19 protein-coding genes and 1 riboswitch are annotated in these 19,022 nt (G+C 74.8%); of the genes, 5 read left to right on the forward strand and 14 right to left on the reverse strand.

Features of this window, described 5'->3' with window-relative positions; translation table 11 throughout:
• Position 1: 1 nt before the first annotated feature.
• The 8 genes from KZQ38_RS23740 to KZQ38_RS23775 all read right to left on the reverse strand — a co-directional run bounded on the left by KZQ38_RS23740 (position 2) and on the right by KZQ38_RS23775 (position 9,041).
• Positions 2-781, reverse strand: coding sequence for a S1 family peptidase (locus tag KZQ38_RS23740; RefSeq protein ID WP_219444589.1), 780 nt, complete (start codon positions 779-781; stop codon positions 2-4).
• 300 nt (positions 782-1,081) lie between these two features.
• The gene (locus tag KZQ38_RS23745) at positions 1,082-2,332 is read right to left on the reverse strand and encodes a cobalamin biosynthesis protein (RefSeq protein WP_219444591.1); all 1,251 of its coding nucleotides are present in this window, start codon (positions 2,330-2,332) and stop codon (positions 1,082-1,084) included.
• Positions 2,333-2,348: 16 nt separating this feature from the next.
• Positions 2,349-3,191: a bifunctional cobalt-precorrin-7 (C(5))-methyltransferase/cobalt-precorrin-6B (C(15))-methyltransferase gene (locus KZQ38_RS23750; protein ID WP_219444593.1), complete on the reverse strand. Its 843-nt coding sequence runs from the start codon at positions 3,189-3,191 to the stop codon at positions 2,349-2,351.
• A 1-nt stretch (position 3,192) separates the two neighbouring features.
• Positions 3,193-4,266: a cobalt-precorrin-4/precorrin-4 C(11)-methyltransferase gene (locus KZQ38_RS23755; RefSeq protein WP_308258552.1), complete on the reverse strand. Its 1,074-nt coding sequence runs from the start codon at positions 4,264-4,266 to the stop codon at positions 3,193-3,195.
• Positions 4,267-4,336: 70 nt separating this feature from the next.
• Positions 4,337-5,710, reverse strand: a complete 1,374-nt coding sequence (locus tag KZQ38_RS23760) for a cobyrinic acid a,c-diamide synthase CobB (RefSeq protein ID WP_219444595.1) — start codon at positions 5,708-5,710, stop codon at positions 4,337-4,339.
• Positions 5,707-6,321: a cob(I)yrinic acid a,c-diamide adenosyltransferase gene (gene cobO / locus KZQ38_RS23765; RefSeq protein WP_219444597.1), complete on the reverse strand. Its 615-nt coding sequence runs from the start codon at positions 6,319-6,321 to the stop codon at positions 5,707-5,709. Before cobO ends, KZQ38_RS23760 begins: the two co-directional genes overlap by 4 nt.
• A gap of 10 nt (positions 6,322-6,331) precedes the next feature.
• Positions 6,332-8,308, reverse strand: coding sequence for a putative cobaltochelatase (locus tag KZQ38_RS23770; protein WP_219444599.1), 1,977 nt, complete (start codon positions 8,306-8,308; stop codon positions 6,332-6,334).
• A 37-nt stretch (positions 8,309-8,345) separates the two neighbouring features.
• Positions 8,346-8,461: riboswitch (cobalamin riboswitch) on the reverse strand.
• Positions 8,445-9,041, reverse strand: coding sequence for a TetR/AcrR family transcriptional regulator (locus tag KZQ38_RS23775; protein WP_219444601.1), 597 nt, complete (start codon positions 9,039-9,041; stop codon positions 8,445-8,447). Its footprint overlaps the riboswitch before it by 17 nt.
• A 92-nt stretch (positions 9,042-9,133) precedes the next feature.
• Here KZQ38_RS23775 and KZQ38_RS23780 point away from each other — a divergent pair, with 92 nt between their 5' ends.
• The gene (locus KZQ38_RS23780; RefSeq protein ID WP_219444603.1) at positions 9,134-10,039 is read left to right on the forward strand and encodes a quinone oxidoreductase family protein; all 906 of its coding nucleotides are present in this window, start codon (positions 9,134-9,136) and stop codon (positions 10,037-10,039) included.
• Between the two features lie 44 nt (positions 10,040-10,083).
• On the opposite strand, the gene KZQ38_RS37220 is transcribed toward KZQ38_RS23780, so the two are convergent.
• Entirely contained in the window at positions 10,084-11,256 is a 1,173-nt protein-coding gene (locus tag KZQ38_RS37220; RefSeq protein ID WP_219444604.1) for a cytochrome P450, read from the reverse strand.
• Between the two features lie 42 nt (positions 11,257-11,298).
• Between KZQ38_RS37220 and KZQ38_RS23790 the strand changes: the two genes are divergently transcribed.
• Positions 11,299-12,486, forward strand: a complete 1,188-nt coding sequence (locus tag KZQ38_RS23790) for an 8-amino-7-oxononanoate synthase (RefSeq protein ID WP_372452278.1) — start codon at positions 11,299-11,301, stop codon at positions 12,484-12,486.
• Here the strand turns inward: KZQ38_RS23790 and KZQ38_RS23795 are convergent.
• Both KZQ38_RS23795 and KZQ38_RS23800 read right to left on the reverse strand, forming a co-directional pair.
• Positions 12,440-12,895 (reverse strand): GNAT family N-acetyltransferase, encoded by a 456-nt coding sequence (locus tag KZQ38_RS23795; protein ID WP_219444605.1) that lies wholly within the window; start codon positions 12,893-12,895, stop codon positions 12,440-12,442. The genes KZQ38_RS23790 and KZQ38_RS23795 overlap by 47 nt on opposite strands.
• A 21-nt stretch (positions 12,896-12,916) precedes the next feature.
• Positions 12,917-13,636 carry a serine protease gene (locus KZQ38_RS23800; protein ID WP_219444606.1) on the reverse strand — a complete coding sequence of 240 codons (720 nt, stop codon included), beginning with the start codon at positions 13,634-13,636 and terminating at the stop codon, positions 12,917-12,919.
• A gap of 167 nt (positions 13,637-13,803) precedes the next feature.
• Here KZQ38_RS23800 and KZQ38_RS23805 point away from each other — a divergent pair, with 167 nt between their 5' ends.
• Positions 13,804-14,415 carry a LysE family translocator gene (locus tag KZQ38_RS23805; protein ID WP_219444607.1) on the forward strand — a complete coding sequence of 204 codons (612 nt, stop codon included), beginning with the start codon at positions 13,804-13,806 and terminating at the stop codon, positions 14,413-14,415.
• A 2-nt stretch (positions 14,416-14,417) separates the two neighbouring features.
• Here KZQ38_RS23805 and KZQ38_RS23810 read toward each other — a convergent pair whose 3' ends face one another.
• From KZQ38_RS23810 to KZQ38_RS23820, 3 genes are all read right to left on the reverse strand, one after another.
• Complete coding sequence (locus KZQ38_RS23810) at positions 14,418-15,146, reverse strand: serine protease (RefSeq protein WP_219444608.1); 729 nt, start codon at positions 15,144-15,146, stop codon at positions 14,418-14,420.
• Between the two features lie 43 nt (positions 15,147-15,189).
• Complete coding sequence (locus KZQ38_RS23815; RefSeq protein WP_308258554.1) at positions 15,190-15,942, reverse strand: S1 family peptidase; 753 nt, start codon at positions 15,940-15,942, stop codon at positions 15,190-15,192.
• A 102-nt stretch (positions 15,943-16,044) separates the two neighbouring features.
• Positions 16,045-17,064, reverse strand: a complete 1,020-nt coding sequence (locus tag KZQ38_RS23820) for a M48 family metallopeptidase (protein WP_219444609.1) — start codon at positions 17,062-17,064, stop codon at positions 16,045-16,047.
• A 69-nt stretch (positions 17,065-17,133) separates the two neighbouring features.
• Between KZQ38_RS23820 and KZQ38_RS23825 the strand changes: the two genes are divergently transcribed.
• Complete coding sequence (locus KZQ38_RS23825; protein ID WP_219444610.1) at positions 17,134-18,093, forward strand: alpha/beta hydrolase; 960 nt, start codon at positions 17,134-17,136, stop codon at positions 18,091-18,093.
• Positions 18,094-18,328: 235 nt separating this feature from the next.
• On the forward strand, positions 18,329-19,003 hold the full coding sequence (locus KZQ38_RS23830; RefSeq protein ID WP_257901975.1) for a CatB-related O-acetyltransferase: 675 nt from the start codon (positions 18,329-18,331) through the stop codon (positions 19,001-19,003).
• The last annotated feature ends 19 nt before the right edge of the window (positions 19,004-19,022 follow it).

A 19,022-nucleotide genomic window follows, 5' to 3' on the forward strand; every position in this document is an offset into this window, starting at 1 on the left:
CTCACGCGTTGATCTGCGCCGTCAGCTCCGAGTGGTACGTGGCGATCCGCGCGTACACGCCGGGGTAACCGGCCTGCGCGCAGCCGCGGCCCCACGAGGTGGCGCCGATCAGCTTGCCGCCCGCGACGATCGGGCCGCCCGAGTCGCCCTGGCAGGTGTCCGTGCCGCCACGCGGGTAACCCGCGCACACCATGGCGGAGCTGTTGTACTGCGGGTAGGACTGGCGGCAACTGGTGTCCGCCACCACCGGCACGTTGGCCTTGAGCAGGTAGCGCGACGCCGAGCCGCCGGACGACGTGGTGCCCCAGCCGAGGATCGTGGTGCTGGTGCCCGCCGCGTACAGCGCCGTGTCGGCCGACGACGCCAGCGGCAGGTAGGCCGACGTGATGTTGCGGTCGAGGGTCAGCACCGACACGTCGTAGCCGGACGTGGCGGTGCGGTAGCTCGGGTGGACCCAGATGTTGGTCACCGAGGCCACGATGCCCGCGCTGCTCTGCTTGTCCTCCCGGCCCCACACGACGCGGGTGCTCGCCGCGGAGCGGTTGACGGTGCAGTGGGCGGCGGTGACCACCTTGTTGCCCTTGACCAGGGTCCCGCCGCAGAACTGGCCGCCGCTGGACGAGGCCAGGTAGACGGTCCACGGGTACTCGCTGACGGACGCCCGGGTGCCACCGACGATGTACGGCGTCACGTCGGCGTTGGCGGGCGCCACCGTGAGCAGGCCGACGGCGGCGACGGCCGCGGCCAGAGCGGTGATCAGGCGATGCAGGGTTCTCGCCATGGTGCGCTCGATCCTTCCGGCTGGTTGGGGGTGCGGAGGCGGAGTGCTTCCAGCTAGGACCACGACCGGGGCACGCGACAAGAACCGAATGATGTTTCACAGTTGACGCATCAGCGGTTCCCGAACCCGTTCGGCGTTGCCGCGCAACGGATCGCGCCTGGAACACGAGGGCGGCGGTGGAGCGTTGCGCGACAACGGGGCCGCGCTTGGCACACGCCTCCACCGCACCGCGCCGCTACGCGAACACGCACGCGGAGCGCGGCACCGGCGGGCGGAACGGGAAGCGGTGCGTGATTCCGGTCAGGGCTTCGCCACGCCGGACACCCGGACGACCTCCGCACGCACCGGGCCGTCGAGCACGGGGCCGGCGTCGGGCCCGACGAACGCCACCGCCGCACCCGCCTCGGCCAGCCCCACCGCGCCGTCCGCCCGCACCCGCGTGCCCGGCCGCAGCAGGTGCCGGACCTGGTCCACGCAGTCGTCCGGCCCGACCACCACGGACGCCCGCCGCAGCTCGGCCTCCGCACGCGGCGTGCGGTCGTCCGCCGCGCCGGGACCGAGGCCGACCAGGGCGAGCCGACCGCGGGGCAGGACGCGGGCCGCCGCGACGGTCACGCGGTCGTGCTTCACCTTCTCCACGGCCATCTCCACCCGGCCGCCCGCCGCCAGCTCCATCGCACCGCGCAACGCCGCCGCCTCCGCCACGCTCGGGATGCCGATGGGCAGCTCCGCCGGGTTCGGCACGGGCAGCACGGCCAGCTCCTCACCGGGGTACGCGAGCAGCGGCACGTCGGCCACGTCGTGCCAGAACGCCCACTCCTCCACCGCGTCGACGATCCCCGCCTCCGCGGTCTTGCGGTCGAGCGTGGCGAACGCGCGCACCGCGCGCAGGTCGAGCCCCCGCGCCTCCAGACCCGCCAACGCGTCCGACACCGCCGACGACGACACGCCCGCGCCGGAACCGACGCCGACCACCAGGGTGCGCGGTACCAGCACGAGCAGCTTGTCCGGCCGCGGCCCGGTGGGCAGCCGGTCGTCCAGCACCACGGTCCACGTGGCGTGGCCGTGCGCCACCACGTTGTCCGGCAACGCGGGCAGCGGGAAGCCCAACGGGTTGCGCAGCACCACGGTGTCCCCGTCGCGGACCGCCGCGCCGCACGCGGCCAGGTCGCCGTCCACCGTCACGTCCAGCAGCTCCACCAGCTCGTCCAGCGGCGAGGCGACCGCCGCCGACGTGACCACGGGCGCGTGGTCGAGCAGTTCGCCGATACGGCCGGCCAACGCGTCGACCCGGCCGAGCAACGCCACCGCGTACCCGCCGTCCACGCACACCACGCCGGGATCGGCGCGCTCGTCCCGCAGCAGCGGCGCGACCAGCCGCACGGTGGCGTCCGTGCCGAGGAAGAACACGGCCGCGCCCAGCCGCGGCCACATCCGGTGCAGCGCCGGGCGGATCGGCCCGTCGACCACGACCGCGTCCGGTCCGAGGAAACCCGCGAGTTCAGCGGCTGCCCGCCGCCCGCGCTCGCCGGCGGCGAACAACCCGATCACGCCAACACCCTCCGCATCACGACTTCTTCGCACCCCACAGCACCGTCACCGGGTTCACCGCGAGCAACGCGCCGCCGGTGAGCCGGGCCGCCAGCAGCTGGGTGCCCTCCACCTCGTACCCCGCGTCCAGCAACGCGTCCCGCGCGGGCACGACGTGCTCCAGGTCCGCGGTCGCCACCACGACCCGCGCCGCGCCGACCCGCGCGCACCGGCGCACCGCGTCCGGCCCGCCGCCGCCGACGAACACCGCGTCCGGCCGGGGCAGGTCGGTCGCGTCGGCCAGCGCCGACTCCACCACCCGCACGTCCACGCCGTGCGCGGACGCGTTCGCGATGATCCGCACGCACTGCACCGGGTCCCGCTCGACCGCGACGACGGCCGCGCCGAGCCGTGCGCACTCGACGCCGATCGCGCCGGGACCCGCGCCCACGTCCCACACCAGCACGCCCGGCCGGGGCGCGAGGCGGGCCAGCGCGAGCGCCCGCACCTCGGCGGTCGCGACCATGCCCGTGCGGTGGGCGAAGTCGTCGTCGGGCAGCGCCCAGCCGCCCTCGGCGGGCGCCCACGCGCCGTCCGCGAGGCACAGCGCGAAACCCGGCGCGTCCCAGCGGCGCACCACCGCGTCCGCCGGGTCCAAAGTGGACAACCCGGTCGCGTCGGCGACGGTCAGCGTGCGCCGCCAGCCGGCGAGGCCGCGCGCCAGCTCGGCCGGGTCCGCGCCGGACACCACGACGGCGGGCCGGGCGCGGCACACGTTCAGGGCGTGCCGCAGGCCGCGCTCGGTGGCGTCGACCGCGGTCACCGACTCCCACGACCTGCCGACCGCGGTGAGGAAACCGTGCAGGGCGACGACGTCCACGTCAGTCGGCGCGCTTGGTCTTCCTGGCCCGCGACGCGGCGGGCTTGGCCGTCTTCGCGGCGGCCGGCTTCTTGGGCTGCCGCGGCGTGGTGCTCGCGCGCACCGAGCCGGGCGTGCGCCGGGCCGCCGCCGCGACGGTCGCCTTCGGCTTCGGCTCCGGCTCCACCACGGCCTCGGGCTCCACCACCGGTTCCGCGGCGGGCTCCTCGACCACCGGCTCCACCGCGGGCCGCGGCGCGGGGCGGCGGGCCCGCGCGGTCTCCTGCCACTCGTGCACGGCGGACCACGCGGCGACCGACGCGGAGTCGCGGGCCGCGCGCATCGACCACTTCGACGGGCGGGCCCGGCGCACCGGCTCGTCACCCACCACACCACGCCGCGCGGGCGGAGCCTTGAGCACCTCGCCCACCAGGAACAGCGTGGTGCGGTACAGCTTGTGCTCCTTGACGCACGCCTCCAGCTCGCCGAGCGTGGTCTGCGCGATCGTCTCGTCCGGCAGGGAAACCTTGTACGCCACCACGATCGGCGTGTCGTCGGCGTAGCCGCCCGCCCGCAGCTGCTCCACCACGCGCGCGGTGCGCGCGCCGGACGCGTTGATCGCCATGGTGGTGCCGTGCGCGGCGAACTCCGCCACGTGCTCCGCGCCCTCCGGCCCGGTCAGCACCAGCGACCGCGCGACGTCCGAGGCGGTCAGCTCGCGGCCGACCGACGCGCCCACCGCCGACACCGCCGTCACGCCCGGCACGACCTCCACGACCAGGCCCAGCTTCTGGCACGTGTCGTGCTGCTCGCGCAGGCCGCCCCACACCGCCGGGTCGCCCGCGTGCAGCCGCACCACCTTGAGCTTGCTCGCCGACGCACGCCGGTACAGGTCGACCACGTCGGACTCGGGCACCCGGGAGAAGTCGACCAGCTCGGCGCCCGGGCGGGCGTGCTCGCGCACGCACTCGGCCTCCACGACGGCGGGCGACCAGATCACCACGTCCGCCTCGGCTATCCGCTTCGCGCCCCGCACGGTGATGAGATCGGCGGCGCCGGGACCGGCGCCCACGAACGAGACCCGACCGGTCAGCACAGCTGGCCCTCCACGCGTAATCGGGGTAATCGGCTGGTGGGCACCGACCGTACCGCGCGAGCGCGGAGCGCTATCGAGTGGCCTCGGGCCGCACCGGCTCACGCGCGCAGGCCCGCGCGAAGCGGGTCACCGACGCCGGCGCGGACGCCGGGTGCGTGTGCAGGTAGGACGCGTGGACGCCGCCGAGCACGAAGCCCTCGGCCACCGGCCGCTGGTCGTGACCCCGCCACCGCCAGGCGGGCCGCGCGCCGGCGGGCGTGCTCAACGCGGTCCGGTGGAACTCGTGCCCGGTGATCCGCGTGCCCGCGGGCGCGAGCACCGAGTCGACCGGCGCGACGGCGTCCCGGTAGCCCAGGGTGAGCCGCGGTGTCATCGAGCCGTCGGCGTCGACCACACCGCACATCGGGGCGCCGTCCAGGGACTTCGCCAGGTACAGCAGGCCGCCGCACTCGGCGTGCACCGGCGCGCCGGACCGGGCCAGCGCCGCGACGGCGGCCCGCAGCCCCTCGTTCGCGGACAGCTCGGCGGCGTGCTGCTCGGGGAAACCGCCGGGCAGCACCAGCCCGGCCGTGCCGGCGGGCAGCGCGGTGTCGCGCAGCGGGTCGACGACCACGACGTCCGCGCCCGCCGCGCGCAGCAGCTCGACGTGCTCGGCGTAGCCGAAGGTGAACGCCGAGCCGCCCGCGACGGCGACCACCGGCGCGCCCGCGACCGGCTCGACCTCGGCGGCCGGGTCCCAGGCGGGCGTGGTCGGCGCGGGCGCGCCCGCCGCGAGCCGCCGCACCGCCGCCAGGTCGACGTGCCGCGCCACCGCGTCCGCGACGGCGTCCACGGCCGCCACCGCCGCCGGGCCGTGCTCGGCGGCGGTGACCAGCCCGAGGTGCCGGGACGGCAGCGTGAACCGGTCGTCCCGCGGCAGCACGCCGAGCACCTCCAGGCCGACCTCGGCGCACGCGCCGCGCAGCACGTGCTCGTGCCGCGCGGAGCCGACCTGGTTGAGGATCACGCCGCCGAGCCGCACGGTCGGGTCGTAGCCCCGGAAGCCGTGCAGCAGGGCGGCGAGGCTGCGGCTCTGCCCCCGCGCGTCGACCACGAACAGCACGGGCGCGGACAGCAGCCTGGCGACGTGCGCGGTGGACCCGACGCCGTCGGTGTCCACGCGCCCGTCGAACAGGCCCATCACGCCTTCCACCACGGCCAGGTCGCAGCCACGCGCGCCGTGCGCGAACAACGCCGGGACCCGGTGCTCGCCGACCATGACCGGGTCCAGGTTGCGACCCGGCCGGCCGGTGGCGAGCCCGTGGTAGCCGGGGTCGATGTAGTCCGGCCCGACCTTGAAGGGCGCCACCCGGTCGCCCGCGCGGCGCAGCGCCGCCATCAGGCCGGTGGCCACGGTGGTCTTGCCGCTGCCCGACGCGGGCGCGGCGACCACCAGGCGGTTCACCACTCGATCCCCTTCTGGCCCTTCTGCCCCGCGTCCATCGGGTGCTTGACCTTGGTCATCTCCACCACCAGGTCGGCGGCGTCGACCAGGGCCGCGGGCGCGTTGCGACCGGTGATCACGACGTGCTGGTGGCCGGGCCGGTCGCGCAGCACGTCGACCACCTCGGCCACGTCCACCCAGCCCCAGTGCAGCGGGTAGGTGAACTCGTCCAGCACGTACATGCCGTGCCGCTCGTCGGCGATCCGCCGGGCCACCTCGCGCCAGCCCTCCAGCGCGGCGGCGGCGTGGTCCTCCTCGGTGCCCTGCTTGCGGGACCAGGACCAGCCCTCACCCATCTTGTGCCACTCGACGGGACCGCCCTCGCCGGTCTGCTCGTGCAGCCTGCCCAGCGCGCGGAACGCCGACTCCTCGCCGACCTTCCACTTGGCGGACTTCACGAACTGGAAGACACCGATGGACCAGCCCTGGTTCCACCCGCGCAGCGCGAGGCCGAACGCGGCGGTCGACTTGCCCTTCATCTCCCCCGTGTGGAGGACGGTCAGCGGTCGGTTGCGCCGCTGCCTGGTGGTGAGCCCGTCGGTGGGCACGACGGACGGCTGTCCCTGGGGCACGTCGATCTCCTCAAGCGGCACGCGCGGCGCGCACGACGCCGGCGACCTGGTCGGCGGACAGTTCTTCCAAGCGCAGGCACGCGGCGTCCAGCGCCTGCGCGACGCGCCCGGCCAGGCCGAGGCGCAGGTGGCCGGACTCGCAGTCCACCACCACGGACGCCACGCCGTCGGCGGCGAGCAGCCCGGCGGCACGCAGGGCGTCCCGCAGCGGGTCGCCGCCCGCGCCGGTCGCGGTGGCGCGGCCGTCGGTGAGCAGCACCAGCAGCGGGCGGCGGCGCGGGTCGCGGACCCGTTCCACCTCCAGCACGCGGCGGGCGCGCAGCAGGCCGTCGGCGAGCGGGGTGCGCCCGCCGGTGCGCAGGCGGCGCAGCCGGGCCGCCGCGACGTCGACGGAGTTCGTCGGCGGCAACGCCGTCTCCGCGCCCGTGCCGCGGAACGTGACCACGGCGACCTTGTCGCGGCGCTGGTAGGCGTCGCGCAGCAGGGAGATCACCGCACCGCTCACGGCGGACATGCGCTGCCGCGCGGCCATCGAGCCGGAGGCGTCCACCGCGAACAGGACCAGGTTGCCCTCCTTGCCCTCGCGGACCGCGCGTCGCAGGTCCGCGCCACGCAGCTCCAGACCGGGACCGGTCCGGCCACGCGCGGCCTGGAAGGGCGCGGCGGCGGCCAGCGTCCCCACCAGGTGCAGACCCGCGCCGTCGACGGCGGACGACCGGACCACGCGGCCCGTGCCCGCCCGCGCGCGGGAACGCCTGCCCGGCGCGCCCTCGCCGACCCCGGGCACCTGGAGCAGCCGGGCCCGGAAGGACGCCGCGGGCGCGTGGGTGCGCTCGCCGGCGCCCGAGCGCCCGTCCGGTGCGGGCTCCGGCGCGTCGGCGGGCCGGCCGCCGTCGTCGTCCGGGCCGGGCGGTTCGTCGGGACCGGGACCGCCGCCGGGGCCGTCGGGGTCGGGTTCCGGGTCGTCGTCCTCGCCCGCGTGCTCCGCGCCCTGGCGCAGGGCGTCCTCCAGCTGCTCCTCCTCCAGGCCCGGTTCGTCGAAGGGGTCGCGGCGCTTGCGGTGCGGCAGGGCGAGCCGGACGGCGGCCTCGACGTCCTCCGCCGCCACCTCGGTCGCGCCGCGCCAGGCGGCGTGCGCGACGGCCGTGCGGGCGACCACCAGGTCCGCGCGCATCCCGTCGACCTCGAACGCCGCGCAGACGCCCGCGATCCGACGCACCTCGGCGTCCGGTAGCACGACCTCGGGCAGCCGCGCGCGTGCCGCCTCGATGCGCTCGGCCAGCGCGGCATCCTCGGCGGCCCAGCGCGTGGCGAAGCCTTCGGGGTCGCTCTCGTAGGCGAGCCGGCGGCGGATCACCTCGGTGCGGGTCGCCACGTCCCGCGCCGCGCGCACGGACACGGTGAGGCCGAAGCGGTCCAGCAGCTGGGGCCGCAGCTCGCCCTCCTCCGGGTTCATGGTGCCGACGAGGAGGAACGACGCGGCGTGCGACACGGACACGCCCTCGCGCTCCACGTGCGCGCGGCCCATCGCGGCGGCGTCCAGCAGCAGGTCGACCAGGTGGTCGTGCAGCAGGTTGACCTCGTCGACGTAGAGCACGCCCCGGTGCGCGGCGGCGAGCAGGCCGGGCTGGTACGCCCGGACGCCCGCGGTCAGCGCGCGTTCCAGGTCCAGCGAGCCGACCAGCCGGTCCTCGGTCGCGCCCACCGGCAGCTCGACCAGGCGGGCGGGGCGGCGCTCGACGGGGCCGTCGTGCGGTCCGTCGGGGCAGTCGGCACGCGCGGCCGGGTCGCAGCCGAACCGGCAGCCCGCCACCACGTCCAGCGACGGCAGCAGCGCGGCGAGGGCGCGGACCACGGTCGACTTCGCGGTCCCCTTCTCACCTCGGACCAGCACGCCGCCGATACCGGGGTGCACCGCGTTGAGCAGCAGAGCCGTACGTAGGTCGTCATGGCCGACGACAGCGGAAAAGGGGAAACGCGCGCCCATGCGGCGATGTCCTTCCTCGGGTGTCCACGCCCGTGTCCGGTCGGTGAGATCGGGGGCCGAGTTCCTGACTCCCGGATCAACACCCGGTCACAGTGGCGGGACCGCGCCGGATTCGCACCGGCTTCCTCGCGCACCCCTACAGCCCAGGCATCGTCGCACTTCGGCCGGCGGGCTCCAAGTCCCCGGTGAGCGCGCACCGGGCGAGCGAGATCACACCCGCCCGGACCCGGTCGGCGGGCAGGCCCAGCCGGTGCACCAGGTGGTGGACCACGTCGCCACGCAGGTTGGCCAGCAGGGCGTGCGCCAGGTACTCCGCGTCCACGTCCGGCCTGACCTGCGCGATCAAGGTCGCCAGGCGGGTGGGGGTGAGGTTGTCGGCGCAGCCGTCGCTGCCGTCCGACACCAGTTCCAGGGCGCGGATGAGCGGCAGGGCGGCCAGCACGTGGTCGAACAGGCAGCCGACGAACGTGACGACCCTCTCTTCGGGCGGGCTCGCGACGTCGGCCAGCAACGCCTCGGACTGCTCCCGCCACGCCCGCGTCCGCTCCGCCACGACGGCCTGGACCAGGCCCTCCCGGTCGCCGAAGCGGCGGAACACGGTGCCCTTGCCGACACCGGCGGCGACCGCGACGTCCTCCATGCACACGGCCGACAGCCCGCGCTCGCCGATCAGCCGGGACGCGGCGTCCAGGATCGCGACGCGGTTGCGTGCCGCGTCCTTGCGCTCGGCCACGCGATCACCACCCTTGACAAAACCGGACTGATGGTCCGTATCGTAGCGGACAGCGAACCGGACCACCGGTCCGCTTCACCGGGAGGGGCTCCATGCGCGCAGTGCGGTTCACCGAATTCGGACCGGCCGATGTGTTGCGGGTGGTGGACGTCCCCGACCCGGTGCCGGGTCCGGGCGAGGACCTCGTGCGGGTCACCGCGATCGGCGTCAACTACGGCGAGACGTCGATCCGGTCCGGCAAGGCCGCGCGGCTGTTCCCGTGGCACGCGGCGGTGCGGGGGACCGATGGCCGGATGGGCGCCGAGGTGATCGGCGTGACGGCGGACGGCAGGCGGCTGATGGGTGCGGCGACCGGCGACGGCTACGCCGAGCTGGCCGTCCTGGGCAACGGGGTGGAGGTGCCGCCGCACGTCGGCGACCACGAGGCGCTGGCGCTGCTGCTCCAGGGCTCCACCGCGGTGCAGGCGACCCGGCGGTCCCGGCTCCGGGCAGGCGAACGGGTGCTCGTGGAGGCTGCCGCGGGTGGGGTCGGCAGCCTCCTCGTGCAGATCGCCGCGCGGGCCGGGGCCGTCGTGGTCGCCGCCGCGCGTGGGGAGCACAAGCTCGCCTTGGCGCGTGAGCTGGGCGCGCACGAGACCGTCGACTACAGCCGCGCGGGGTGGACCGAGGGCGTCGGCGAGGTGGACGTGGTGTTCTCCTCGGTGGGCGGTTCCGTGGCGCGGCAGTCGTTCGAACTCCTCAGGCCCGGCGCGGGCCGCCTGGTGCTGTTCGGCTTCGCCAACGGCGAGCCGCTGGACGTGACACCCGCCGAGGTGTTCGGGCTGGGCGTCGAGCTGATCGGCCTGTGGAACCCGCTGACGCCGGAGAACGTGCGGGAGGCCCTGGACCTCGGCCTGAAGCCCGTCCTGGGCCCCACTTTCCCCTTGGCCGACGCCGCCCGCGCCCACGAGGCACTGGAGTCCCGCGCCACCACGGGCAAGGTGATCCTGGTGCCGTAGGGCCGGTCACCGACCTGACGGCCCTCCAACCCCGAGGGCAGGACCTAGACCGCCAGCCGCTCGTCCGCGTGCAGCACCACCCGCACGCTCAGCGGCGCGCGGAACGACAGCAGGCCCAGCATCGGGGGGCGCTCGGCGGAGGCCAGGCGCAGCGACGGGAAGCGCTCACGGGTCTCCCGCAGCACCACCGCGGCCTCCAGCCGGGCCAGGCCCGCGCCGAGGCAGAAGTGCCGCCCGTACCCGAACGCCAGGTGTCGCCGGGCGTTCGGCCGGGCCGGGCACAGCCGGTCCGGCTCCGGGAACACCGCCGGGTCCGAACCGCTGCCCGCGAGCATCAGCAGCAGGTGCGCGCCCGCGGGCACCGGCACGCCGGACAGGACCACCGGCTCGGCCGCGATCCGCCGCCACGTGCTGACCGGCGGGTCCCGGCGCAGCACCTCCTCCACCACGTCCTCCGCGACACCCGGCTCGTCGACCCGCGCCCACAGCTCCCGGTCACGCAGCACGGCGTCGAACACCGCGCACAGCAGCTGCGTGGTCGTCTCCTGCCCGGCTACCAGCAGGAAGTAGCAGAGACCCGCCGCGTCCCGGATCGGCACGTCGCGCAGCACCCCGAAGAGGTCGGCGCCGCGGGCCGCGCGGATGCGGCGGGTCAGCCACTGGTGGAACTCGGCGGCCGACCCGGCCAGCTCGTGCTGCCGCTCCGGCGACGGGTTGCCCCAGAACAGCTCCAGCGACGCGGTGCTCCACGCCTTCAGCTTCGGGATGTCGACGTCATCGATGCCCATCGCGGCCAGCAGCACGATCGCGGGCAGGTCACGCGCCAACGCCGGGTGCAGATCCGCCACCGGCCCGGTCAACGCGTCCAGCCGCTCCCGCGCCAGCTCGGCGATCAGGGGCCGCAGGGCGCGCACGCGGGCGGGCGTGAGGAAGCCCGCGACCAGACCGCGCAACGCGGCGTGGGTGGCGGTGCCGTTGTTGGCCAGCGTGGGCGGCAGCGAGAAACCCGCGCGGGCCAGCACCCGCAGCACCGGGCGCGGGATCGGGGTGATCGCCGTCAACGCGTTGTCCGGGTGGAACCGCCCGGGGTCGGCCAGCACCGCGCGCACGTCGGCGTGCCGGCTGACCAGCCAGAGCCCGGTGCCCTCGTCCCGGTGCACCGGAGCGTTCTCGCGCAACGAGCGCAGGTCGTCCGAGTCGAGCTGGAAGAGGTCCACTCCGGCAACGTATCGGCCGGATGCGACACTGCCGGCGTGACTGTGAGCACAGCGGAGGAGACCGGACCGGAGTCGGTGTTCGACTGGATCGACACCCGCGCGCAGGCCCGCGCCAAGGCCGGGTTGGCCCGCCGGGTCCGGCCCCGCCCGGCCGGTTCGACCGAGCTGGACCTGGCGTCCAACGACTACCTGGGACTCGCCCGCGACAAGCGGGTCGCGGGCGCCGCGGCGGCGGCCTCGCTGCGCTGGGGCGCGGGCGCCACGGGTTCGCGACTGGTCACCGGGTCGACCGAGCTGCACACCGAGCTGGAGTACGAGCTGGCGAACTTCTGCGGCGCCCAGTCGGCGCTGGTGTTCTCCTCCGGCTACGCGGCGAACCTCGGCGTGCTCACCGCGCTCTCCGGACCGGGCACCGCGATCGTGGCCGACCAGCAGATCCACGCGTCGCTGATCGACGGCACGCGGCTGTCCCGGGCGGACGTCGTGGCCGCCGGCCACCTGGACGTGCCGCAGGTCGCGCACGCGCTCGCCACGCGCGGCAAGCGGCGGGCGCTGGTGGTGACCGACTCGGTGTTCTCCGTGGACGGCGACCTCGCCCCGCTGGCCGAGCTGGCGGCGGCCTGCCGCGAGCACGGCTCGGCGCTGGTGGTGGACGACGCGCACGGCCTGGGCGTGCTGGGCGAGGGCGGCCGGGGCGCGGTGCACGCGGCGGGCCTCGCGAAGGCGCCGGACGTGGTGACGACGGTGGCGTTGTCCAAGGCGCTGGGCGCGCAGGGCGGCGCGGTGCTCGGCCCGAGCCGGGTCATCCGCCACCTGGTGGACACCGCGCGCACGTTCATCTTCGACACCGGCCTCGCGCCGAGCAGCGCGGCGGCGGCGCTCGCGGCGTTGAAGGTGCTGCGCGAGGAACCGGACCGGCCGGGCCGGGCCGTGGCCGCGGCGCGCGACCTGGCCGAGCGCCTGCGTGATCGCGGCCTCCGGGTGAGCGAACCGGCCGCGGCCGTGGTGTCGGTGCGCGCGCCGTCGCCGGAGGCGGCGACCGCGTGGGCGCAGGCGTGCCGGGACCAGGGCGTGCAGGTCGGCTGCTTCCGCCCGCCGTCGGTGCCCGACCAGGTGTCGCGGCTGCGGCTGACGGCGCGTGCCGACCTCACCGAGGCCGACGTGGCGCGTGCCGTGCGGGTGATCAGCGAGACCGGCGCATCCGCAGGTGCGGTATCCCGTCCTCGATGAACTCCGGGCCCTCGGGCATGAAGCCGAAGGACGCGTAGAAGTCGGCGACGTAGGTCTGCGCGTCCAGCACGCACACCCGCCGGCCGACCTCCACCAGGGCGGCCTCCACCAGGCGGCGGCTGTAGCCCCGCCCGCGGGCGGCACGCGCCGTGCAGACGCGGCCGATGCGGAACGTGCCGTCGGGCTCCTCCAGCAACCGCAGGTACGCCCGCGGTTCCGGTGAGCCGTCCTCCAACCAGAAGTGCCTGGTACCGGGTTCCAGGTCGCGGCCGTCCAGCTCCGGGTACGGGCAGGACTGCTCCACCACGAAGACCTCGCCGCGCAGCTTGAGCAGGGCGTAGAGCTGCGCGGCGGTCAGGTCGGCCGACCACTTGCGGCGCAGTGTCGCCGGGTAGGGATGCGAGCGCACACCGATGTTGGTACCACAGTCTCAGATTTCACCGAGGTACCGGACGACCCGCGTGTAGACGCCCGGCTCGCCGGGTCGGCCGCAGCCCCGGCCGTAGGAGACGATGCCGACCAGCACCCCGCCCGCGGTCAGCGGGCCACCCGAATCGCCCTCGCACGCGTCCCGCCCGCCCTCCGGGTGGCCCGCGCACAGCATCCCGTCCGGCCGGTAGCCGGGCACGGCCCGCGCGCAGTCCGCGTCGGCCCACACCGGCAGCTCGGCGGTGCGCAACCGGCGGCTGGGCGTGCCGCCCTCGGCCGTGCGGCCCCACCCGTGCACGGCGGCGCGGTCGCCCGCGCGTGCCTGCCCGGTCGGCACGGGCGCGTGCGGCACGGGCTCGGCGAGCGTGAGGGCCGCGATGTCGTCGCCGGTGGTGACGGACCGGAAGCCCGGGTGCCTGCGGATCGCGGTCACGCGGACCTCGCGGCCCGCGTCGGTGTCGAGGTCGCGCCTGCCCACGACGGCCCGCACCTGGCCCGGCCGCCGGTCGCGCTCGCCGAGCAGCGTGCGCTCGACCGTGCAATGGGCGGCGGTGAGCACCTTGTCCGGCGCGACCAGCACGCCACCGCAGTAGAAGTTGCCCCGCCCGTCGAGCAACGCGACGGCCCACGGCGTGTCCGGTGACTCGTACCCGCCCACGACGGCGGTGGCCGGCGTGCCGCCGAGGAGGAGCGCGGTGAGGACCAGTGCGCTCAGGCGCATGGCGTACTCCCTTACTGCGTGCGGCGTAACGGACACGAACCGTAGCGGACACGTCAGCGCGGTATCAAATCCGGAAAATCTGTTGTTAGAATCCCGTAGAGCCGGAGATTCCACGGCTAGTGAGGCAGATCACGGCGATCTGTCCGGAAGACGAGGGAGGGAAACCGATGCACCTGGACTTCAGCCAGCTTCCGACGTTCCTGATCGCGTGCGTGGTGGTCGTGCTGACGCCGGGCGTCGACGCCTTCCTCCTGCTGCGGACGTCGATGCGGGCGGGCACCCGCGCGGGCCTGTGGGCGCTCGCGGGCATCCACACCGCCGCCGCCACCCAGGTGGTGCTGGTGATCTCGGGCCTCGGCGTGGTGATCGCGCGGTACCCGGCCGTGCTCACCGCGTTGCGCTGGATCGGCGCGGCCTACCTGCTGTACCTGGCGCTGGGCATCGCACGCGGCCTGCTGCGCCGCACGCCCGTCGACAACGCGGAGGTGGTCGTCGACCGGCCGTTCCGCCAGGGCTTCCTGACCAACATCACCAACCCGAAGATGCTGTTGTTCAGCCTGGCGTTCCTGCCGCAGTTCATCGGGTCGGCGGACAGCCCGGCCGCGCAGCTCGCCCTGCTGGCCGTGATCTTCCTCGGCCTCGCGGCCCTGTGGGAGCTGATGATCGTGCTCGCGGCGAGCACCATGGGCAGGCGCCTGCGCCGCCCCGGCGTCACCACCGCCCTGGACGCGGTGTGCGCCGCGGTGTTCCTGACGATGTCGGTCGGCCTGGTGCTCTGAACTCAGACGTAGTTCGCCACGCGGGTGTAGACGCCCGGGTAGCCCGGGCGGGCGCAGCCGGTGCCCCACGACACGACGCCGGCGAGCTTGCCCCGCACCACGAACGGGCCGCCCGAGTCGCCCTGGCAGGCGTCCACCCCGCCACGCGGGTACCCCGCGCAGAACATGCCGGACGGGTCGTAGGCGTCGTACGCGCGGGCGCACGTCGCGTCCGACGCGATGGGGATGTCGGCCTTGCGCAGCACGTCGCTCGTCGGGCCGCCCTCCCGCGTGCGGCCCCAGCCGAGGACCGTGCCCACCACACCCGCCCCGTACAGCCCCTCACCCCGCTCCGGCAGCGGGATCGGTTGGTAGGGCAGCGACTCCGCCGTGGTCAGCCACGCGATGTCCGAGCCCTCGTTGGCGGCGTCCGGCCGGTAGTCCGGGTGCGGCCGGATCTCCGCGACGGGCGCCACGACGCCCTCGTCCACCGCCGTCAGGTCCAGCCGGCCGGCCACCACGCGGACGCCCCCGGTCGTGACGTCCTGCACGCAGTGCGCCGCCGTCACCACCCGGTCCGGCGCGACCAGCGCGCCGCCGCAGAACTGCCGGCCGTCCCGGTTCACCAGCGCCACGACGTACGGGTGGTCGGCGGGGTCGTCCACCACCTCGCCACCGATCACCCTCGGGTCCGCCGCCGCGGGCGGGGCGAGCACCGCCAAGGCGAGCAGCACCGCCGTCAATGTCCGCATACCCGGACACTCAACGGCCCGCCGCGCGGGCCCACAACCCGCGTCACTCCTCCGTGTGAAGCTGCTGCTCGATCAACTCGCGGTAGGCCAGCACCCGCGCGTAGATGCCCGGCTTGCCCCGGCGCGCGCAGCCCTCGCCCCACGACGTGACGCCGACCAGCCGCCCGGCCACCACCAGCGGACCACCCGAGTCGCCCTGGCAGGTGTCCGCGCCGCCGTCGGGCAGACCGGCGCACACCATCGTGCCCGCGTCGTACTGGCCGTACGACTGCCCGCACGAGTCGTCCGCCACCAGCGGCACGACCACGCCCATCAGGTACCGCGACGGCGGGGCGAGTTCGGCCGTGCGGCCCCAGCCCAGCGCGAACGCCGGCGTGCCCGCCCGGTACAGGTCGGGGTCGTCGGCCAGCGGCAGCGGAGCGGCGTCGACGGGCGTGCCCAACGTCAGCACGGCGACGTCCGAACCGCGTTCCGCCGACGTGAACTGGGGGTGCGTCCACACCTGGCGCACGGGCGCGGCGACACCCTGGCCGGTCTCGTTCTTGTCCTCGCGCCCCACGACGACCGCCGACACCCGCGGCGCGTGGCCCGACGCGCAGTGCGCCGCGGTGAGCACCTTGTCCCGCGCGACCAGCGTGCCGCCGCAGAACTGCCGACCGCTCGCGTCCACCAGGAAGACGACCCACGGGTGGTCGGCGATCGACACGCGGGCACCGCCGATCACGCGCGGGTCGGCGGTCGCCGCACCACCGCCCAGCAACACCAACGCCAGCACCAACAGAACCAGCCGCCGCACGGGCCGCCTCCTCCGCTCGGGAACGTGGAGGAGAGGCTAGCCAGGGCGGCCCATCGCACTGCTCCGTTCGGCGGTGCGACAGGCCGAGTGCACTCGTTCGGCCTACTGCCCGCCGCCGAACTTCGACCGCACCCTGTCCGCCGCACCCACGAGCACGTCGCCCACCTCGTTCAACACCTTCACCAGCGGGTCCTCCGAGCGCTGCGCGGATTCCTTGTAGGAACGCGCCGCGCCCTTCAGGTCCTCGGTGAAGGTCGACGTCGGCCGGTCGTCCTCGCGACGCGGGTACGTGCCGCTGAGGATCGCCCGGTACTCCTCCCCCGCCGCCCAGCGCTGGAGTTCCGCCGCGCGCACCACGGCCATCGGGTGCGTGCTGCGCCAGGTCTTGATCAGCTTGAGCAGGCTGTCCCGGACGTCCTCGACCTGCTCGTACTCCTTGGCCTGCTTGAGGAACTCGGCGGTGTCCACCTGGGACAGGTCCATGCCGCCGGCGAGCGCGACGTGCGCCCGCAGCGCCGCCGCCGGGTCCTGCGCGACCAGCAGGCCCGCCCGGTCGCAGCTCAGCTCGGTCTTGCGGTACCACTCCAGCAGGGCCGCGATCACCGCGCGGACCGCCCAGAACCCGGCGGGCATCCAGCCCAGGCCGTGCTGGAGGTCCATCAGCCGGTACAGGATCGTCTGGTAAAGCGCGTGCCCGGACAGCACGTGCCCCATCTCGTGCCCGATCACGAACCGCCGGGAGTCGTGGTCCAGCAGCTCCAGCAGGCCCGTCGACACCACGATGAACGGCTTGTCGATGCCCAGCGTGCGGGCGAAGACCTCCGGGTCCCGCTGCACGAACAGCTCCGGCACCGGGTCGAGGTCCAGCGCCGCCGCCGCCTCCAACCGGATGCGGTCCAGGTCCGGGTACTGCTTGGGGCCGACGCGGATCGAGGACGCCACGTACATCAGGCGCTCACCCCGTTCCGCGAACGCGCCCGCAACCGCCTGCAACACGGGTCCGATGCCCGGCACCGCGCGCAAGACCGCCAACGCCCCCCGGTCGACCGGGTGCTCGTACGCCCGCGGACTGATACCGGGGAAGCGCACGCGTGCCGTCGACCGCTCGATCTCCTCGCTCATACCGACCAGACTGCCACGCCCGGGCGGGCCGTCCCCCCGAAAACCGGAATCGGCGGGCACACTGGCCCCGTGACACCGGATGTGCTCGGCCCCGACTACGAGACCCGGACGCTCCCGCTGGGCGGCGGGGACGTCGCGGCCACGCTGGTGCGCCGCCGCGCCGAGGGCGAGCCGCGGGGCGCGGTGCTGTACGTGCACGGTTTCGCCGACTACTTCTTCCAAACGCACGTGGCCGAGCACTTCGCCGCGCGGGGCCTCGACTTCTACGCCGTCGACCTGCGTGCCTACGGCCGTTCGCTGAAACCGGAGCAGGCGGCCAACTTCGTCGCGGACCTGGCCGTGCACTTCGAGGAGGTCGACGCGGCGGTGCGGGTGATCCGCGAGGAGGACCACCACGCGCACCTGGTGCTGATGGGCCACTCGACCGGCGGCCTGATCACGTCGTTGTGGGCGCACGAGCGGCGCGCGGACGACGTGATCGACGCGTTGGTGCTGAACAGCCCGTGGCTGGACCTCGCCGAGCCGTGGCTCACCCGCACCGCCGGCACCGCGTTGATCCGCGGCGTGGGGCGGATCGCGCCGCGACTGGTGTTGAAGAAGGGCCTCGGACCCGTGTACGGGCAGAGCATCCACGCCGACCACCACGGCGAGTGGACGTTCGACACGGCGTGGAAGCCGATCGAGGCGTTCCCGGTGCTCGCCGGCTGGCTGCGCGCGGTGCGCCGCGGTCACGCCGTGCTGCACCGCGGGTTGGACGTCCGGGTGCCGGTGCTGGTCCTGCACTCGGCACGCAGCCACCTGCACGCCCGGCACTGGTCGCCCGAGGCGATGACGGCGGACACCGTGCTGGACGTGGCGCACATGCGGCGGTGGGCGCCGAAGATCGGGCGGGACGTCACCGTGGTGCAGGTGGACAACGGCCTGCACGACCTGTTCCTGTCGGCCGCGCCGGTCCGCGAGCGGGCGCTCGCGGAGGTGGACGACTTCCTGGACCGCCTGCGGTCGGACGACGGCGGTGCGCCGACCTGATCACCCGTCCGGCGGGGCCGGTCGACCGGCTCACCGGTGACGAGGACGCGGTGGGACCCGGCACCTCACCGCGCTCGACCACACGTGCCGACGACCGCGGCGGCGTCCTTTTCGGACCGCGGTCGCCGTGCTACGCGGCGCCGACCAAGGCCACCGGGAGCACCTTAACGCAATTCCAGTTGCGTTAGTCGATTCGGCTGTGACAGCCTCGGCGGCGCTCGTGGAAGGAGCCGCTTTGCCGATCATCCCCAGCCCGGACAACCTGCACCCGCTGCCCGAACACCACCGGGTCGTGTTCCTCAAGCCGCTCGTGGACTCGCCGACGATCGAGGTCGGCGACTACACGTACTACGACGACCCCGACCACGCGACCGAGTTCCAGACCCGCAACGTGCTCTACGGGTACGGCGCGGAGAAGCTGGTGATCGGCAGGTTCTGCGCGATCGCCACGGGCACCCGCTTCATCATGGCCGGCGCCAACCACCTCACGACCGGCGTCTCCACCTTCCCGTTCACGATCTTCGGCGGCACGTGGGCCGAGGACACCGCGGACCTGTTGGCGGACATGGAGACCCGCGGTGACACCGTCGTCGGCAACGACGTGTGGTTCGGCTACGGCGTGCTGGTGATGCCCGGCGTGCGCATCGGCGACGGCGCGATCATCGCCAGCGGCTCAGTGGTGGTCTCCGACGTGCCGCCGTACGCGGTGGTCGGCGGCAACCCGGCCCGGCCGGTGAAGCAGCGCTTCCCGGACGAGGACGTGGCGACCCTGCTGCGTGCCGCGTGGTGGGACTGGCCGATCGAGCTGATCACCGCCCACACCCGCACGATCATGTCCGGCACACCGGCCGACATCGCCGCGGTGGCGCGGGAGAACGGCCTCTTCGCCGACGACGTCCCAGCGGTCTAGCGGAACCGTGGCGCGCCGG

This window comes from Saccharothrix obliqua, from assembly GCF_019375475.1.
Classification (GTDB): domain Bacteria; phylum Actinomycetota; class Actinomycetes; order Mycobacteriales; family Pseudonocardiaceae; genus Actinosynnema; species Actinosynnema obliqua.

What these genes read in the sequence shown, in the direction of transcription:
- KZQ38_RS23740 (WP_219444589.1), bottom strand. Translation starts at nt 781, where the DNA reads ATGGCGAGAACCCTGCATCGCCTGATCACCGCTCTGGCCGCGGCCGTC.
- KZQ38_RS23770 (WP_219444599.1), bottom strand. Translation starts at nt 8,308, where the DNA reads ATGGGCGCGCGTTTCCCCTTTTCCGCTGTCGTCGGCCATGACGACCTA.
- KZQ38_RS23780 (WP_219444603.1), top strand. Translation starts at nt 9,134, where the DNA reads ATGCGCGCAGTGCGGTTCACCGAATTCGGACCGGCCGATGTGTTGCGG.
- KZQ38_RS23800 (WP_219444606.1), bottom strand. Translation starts at nt 13,636, where the DNA reads ATGCGCCTGAGCGCACTGGTCCTCACCGCGCTCCTCCTCGGCGGCACG.
- KZQ38_RS23805 (WP_219444607.1), top strand. Translation starts at nt 13,804, where the DNA reads ATGCACCTGGACTTCAGCCAGCTTCCGACGTTCCTGATCGCGTGCGTG.
- KZQ38_RS23810 (WP_219444608.1), bottom strand. Translation starts at nt 15,146, where the DNA reads ATGCGGACATTGACGGCGGTGCTGCTCGCCTTGGCGGTGCTCGCCCCG.
- KZQ38_RS23820 (WP_219444609.1), bottom strand. Translation starts at nt 17,064, where the DNA reads ATGAGCGAGGAGATCGAGCGGTCGACGGCACGCGTGCGCTTCCCCGGT.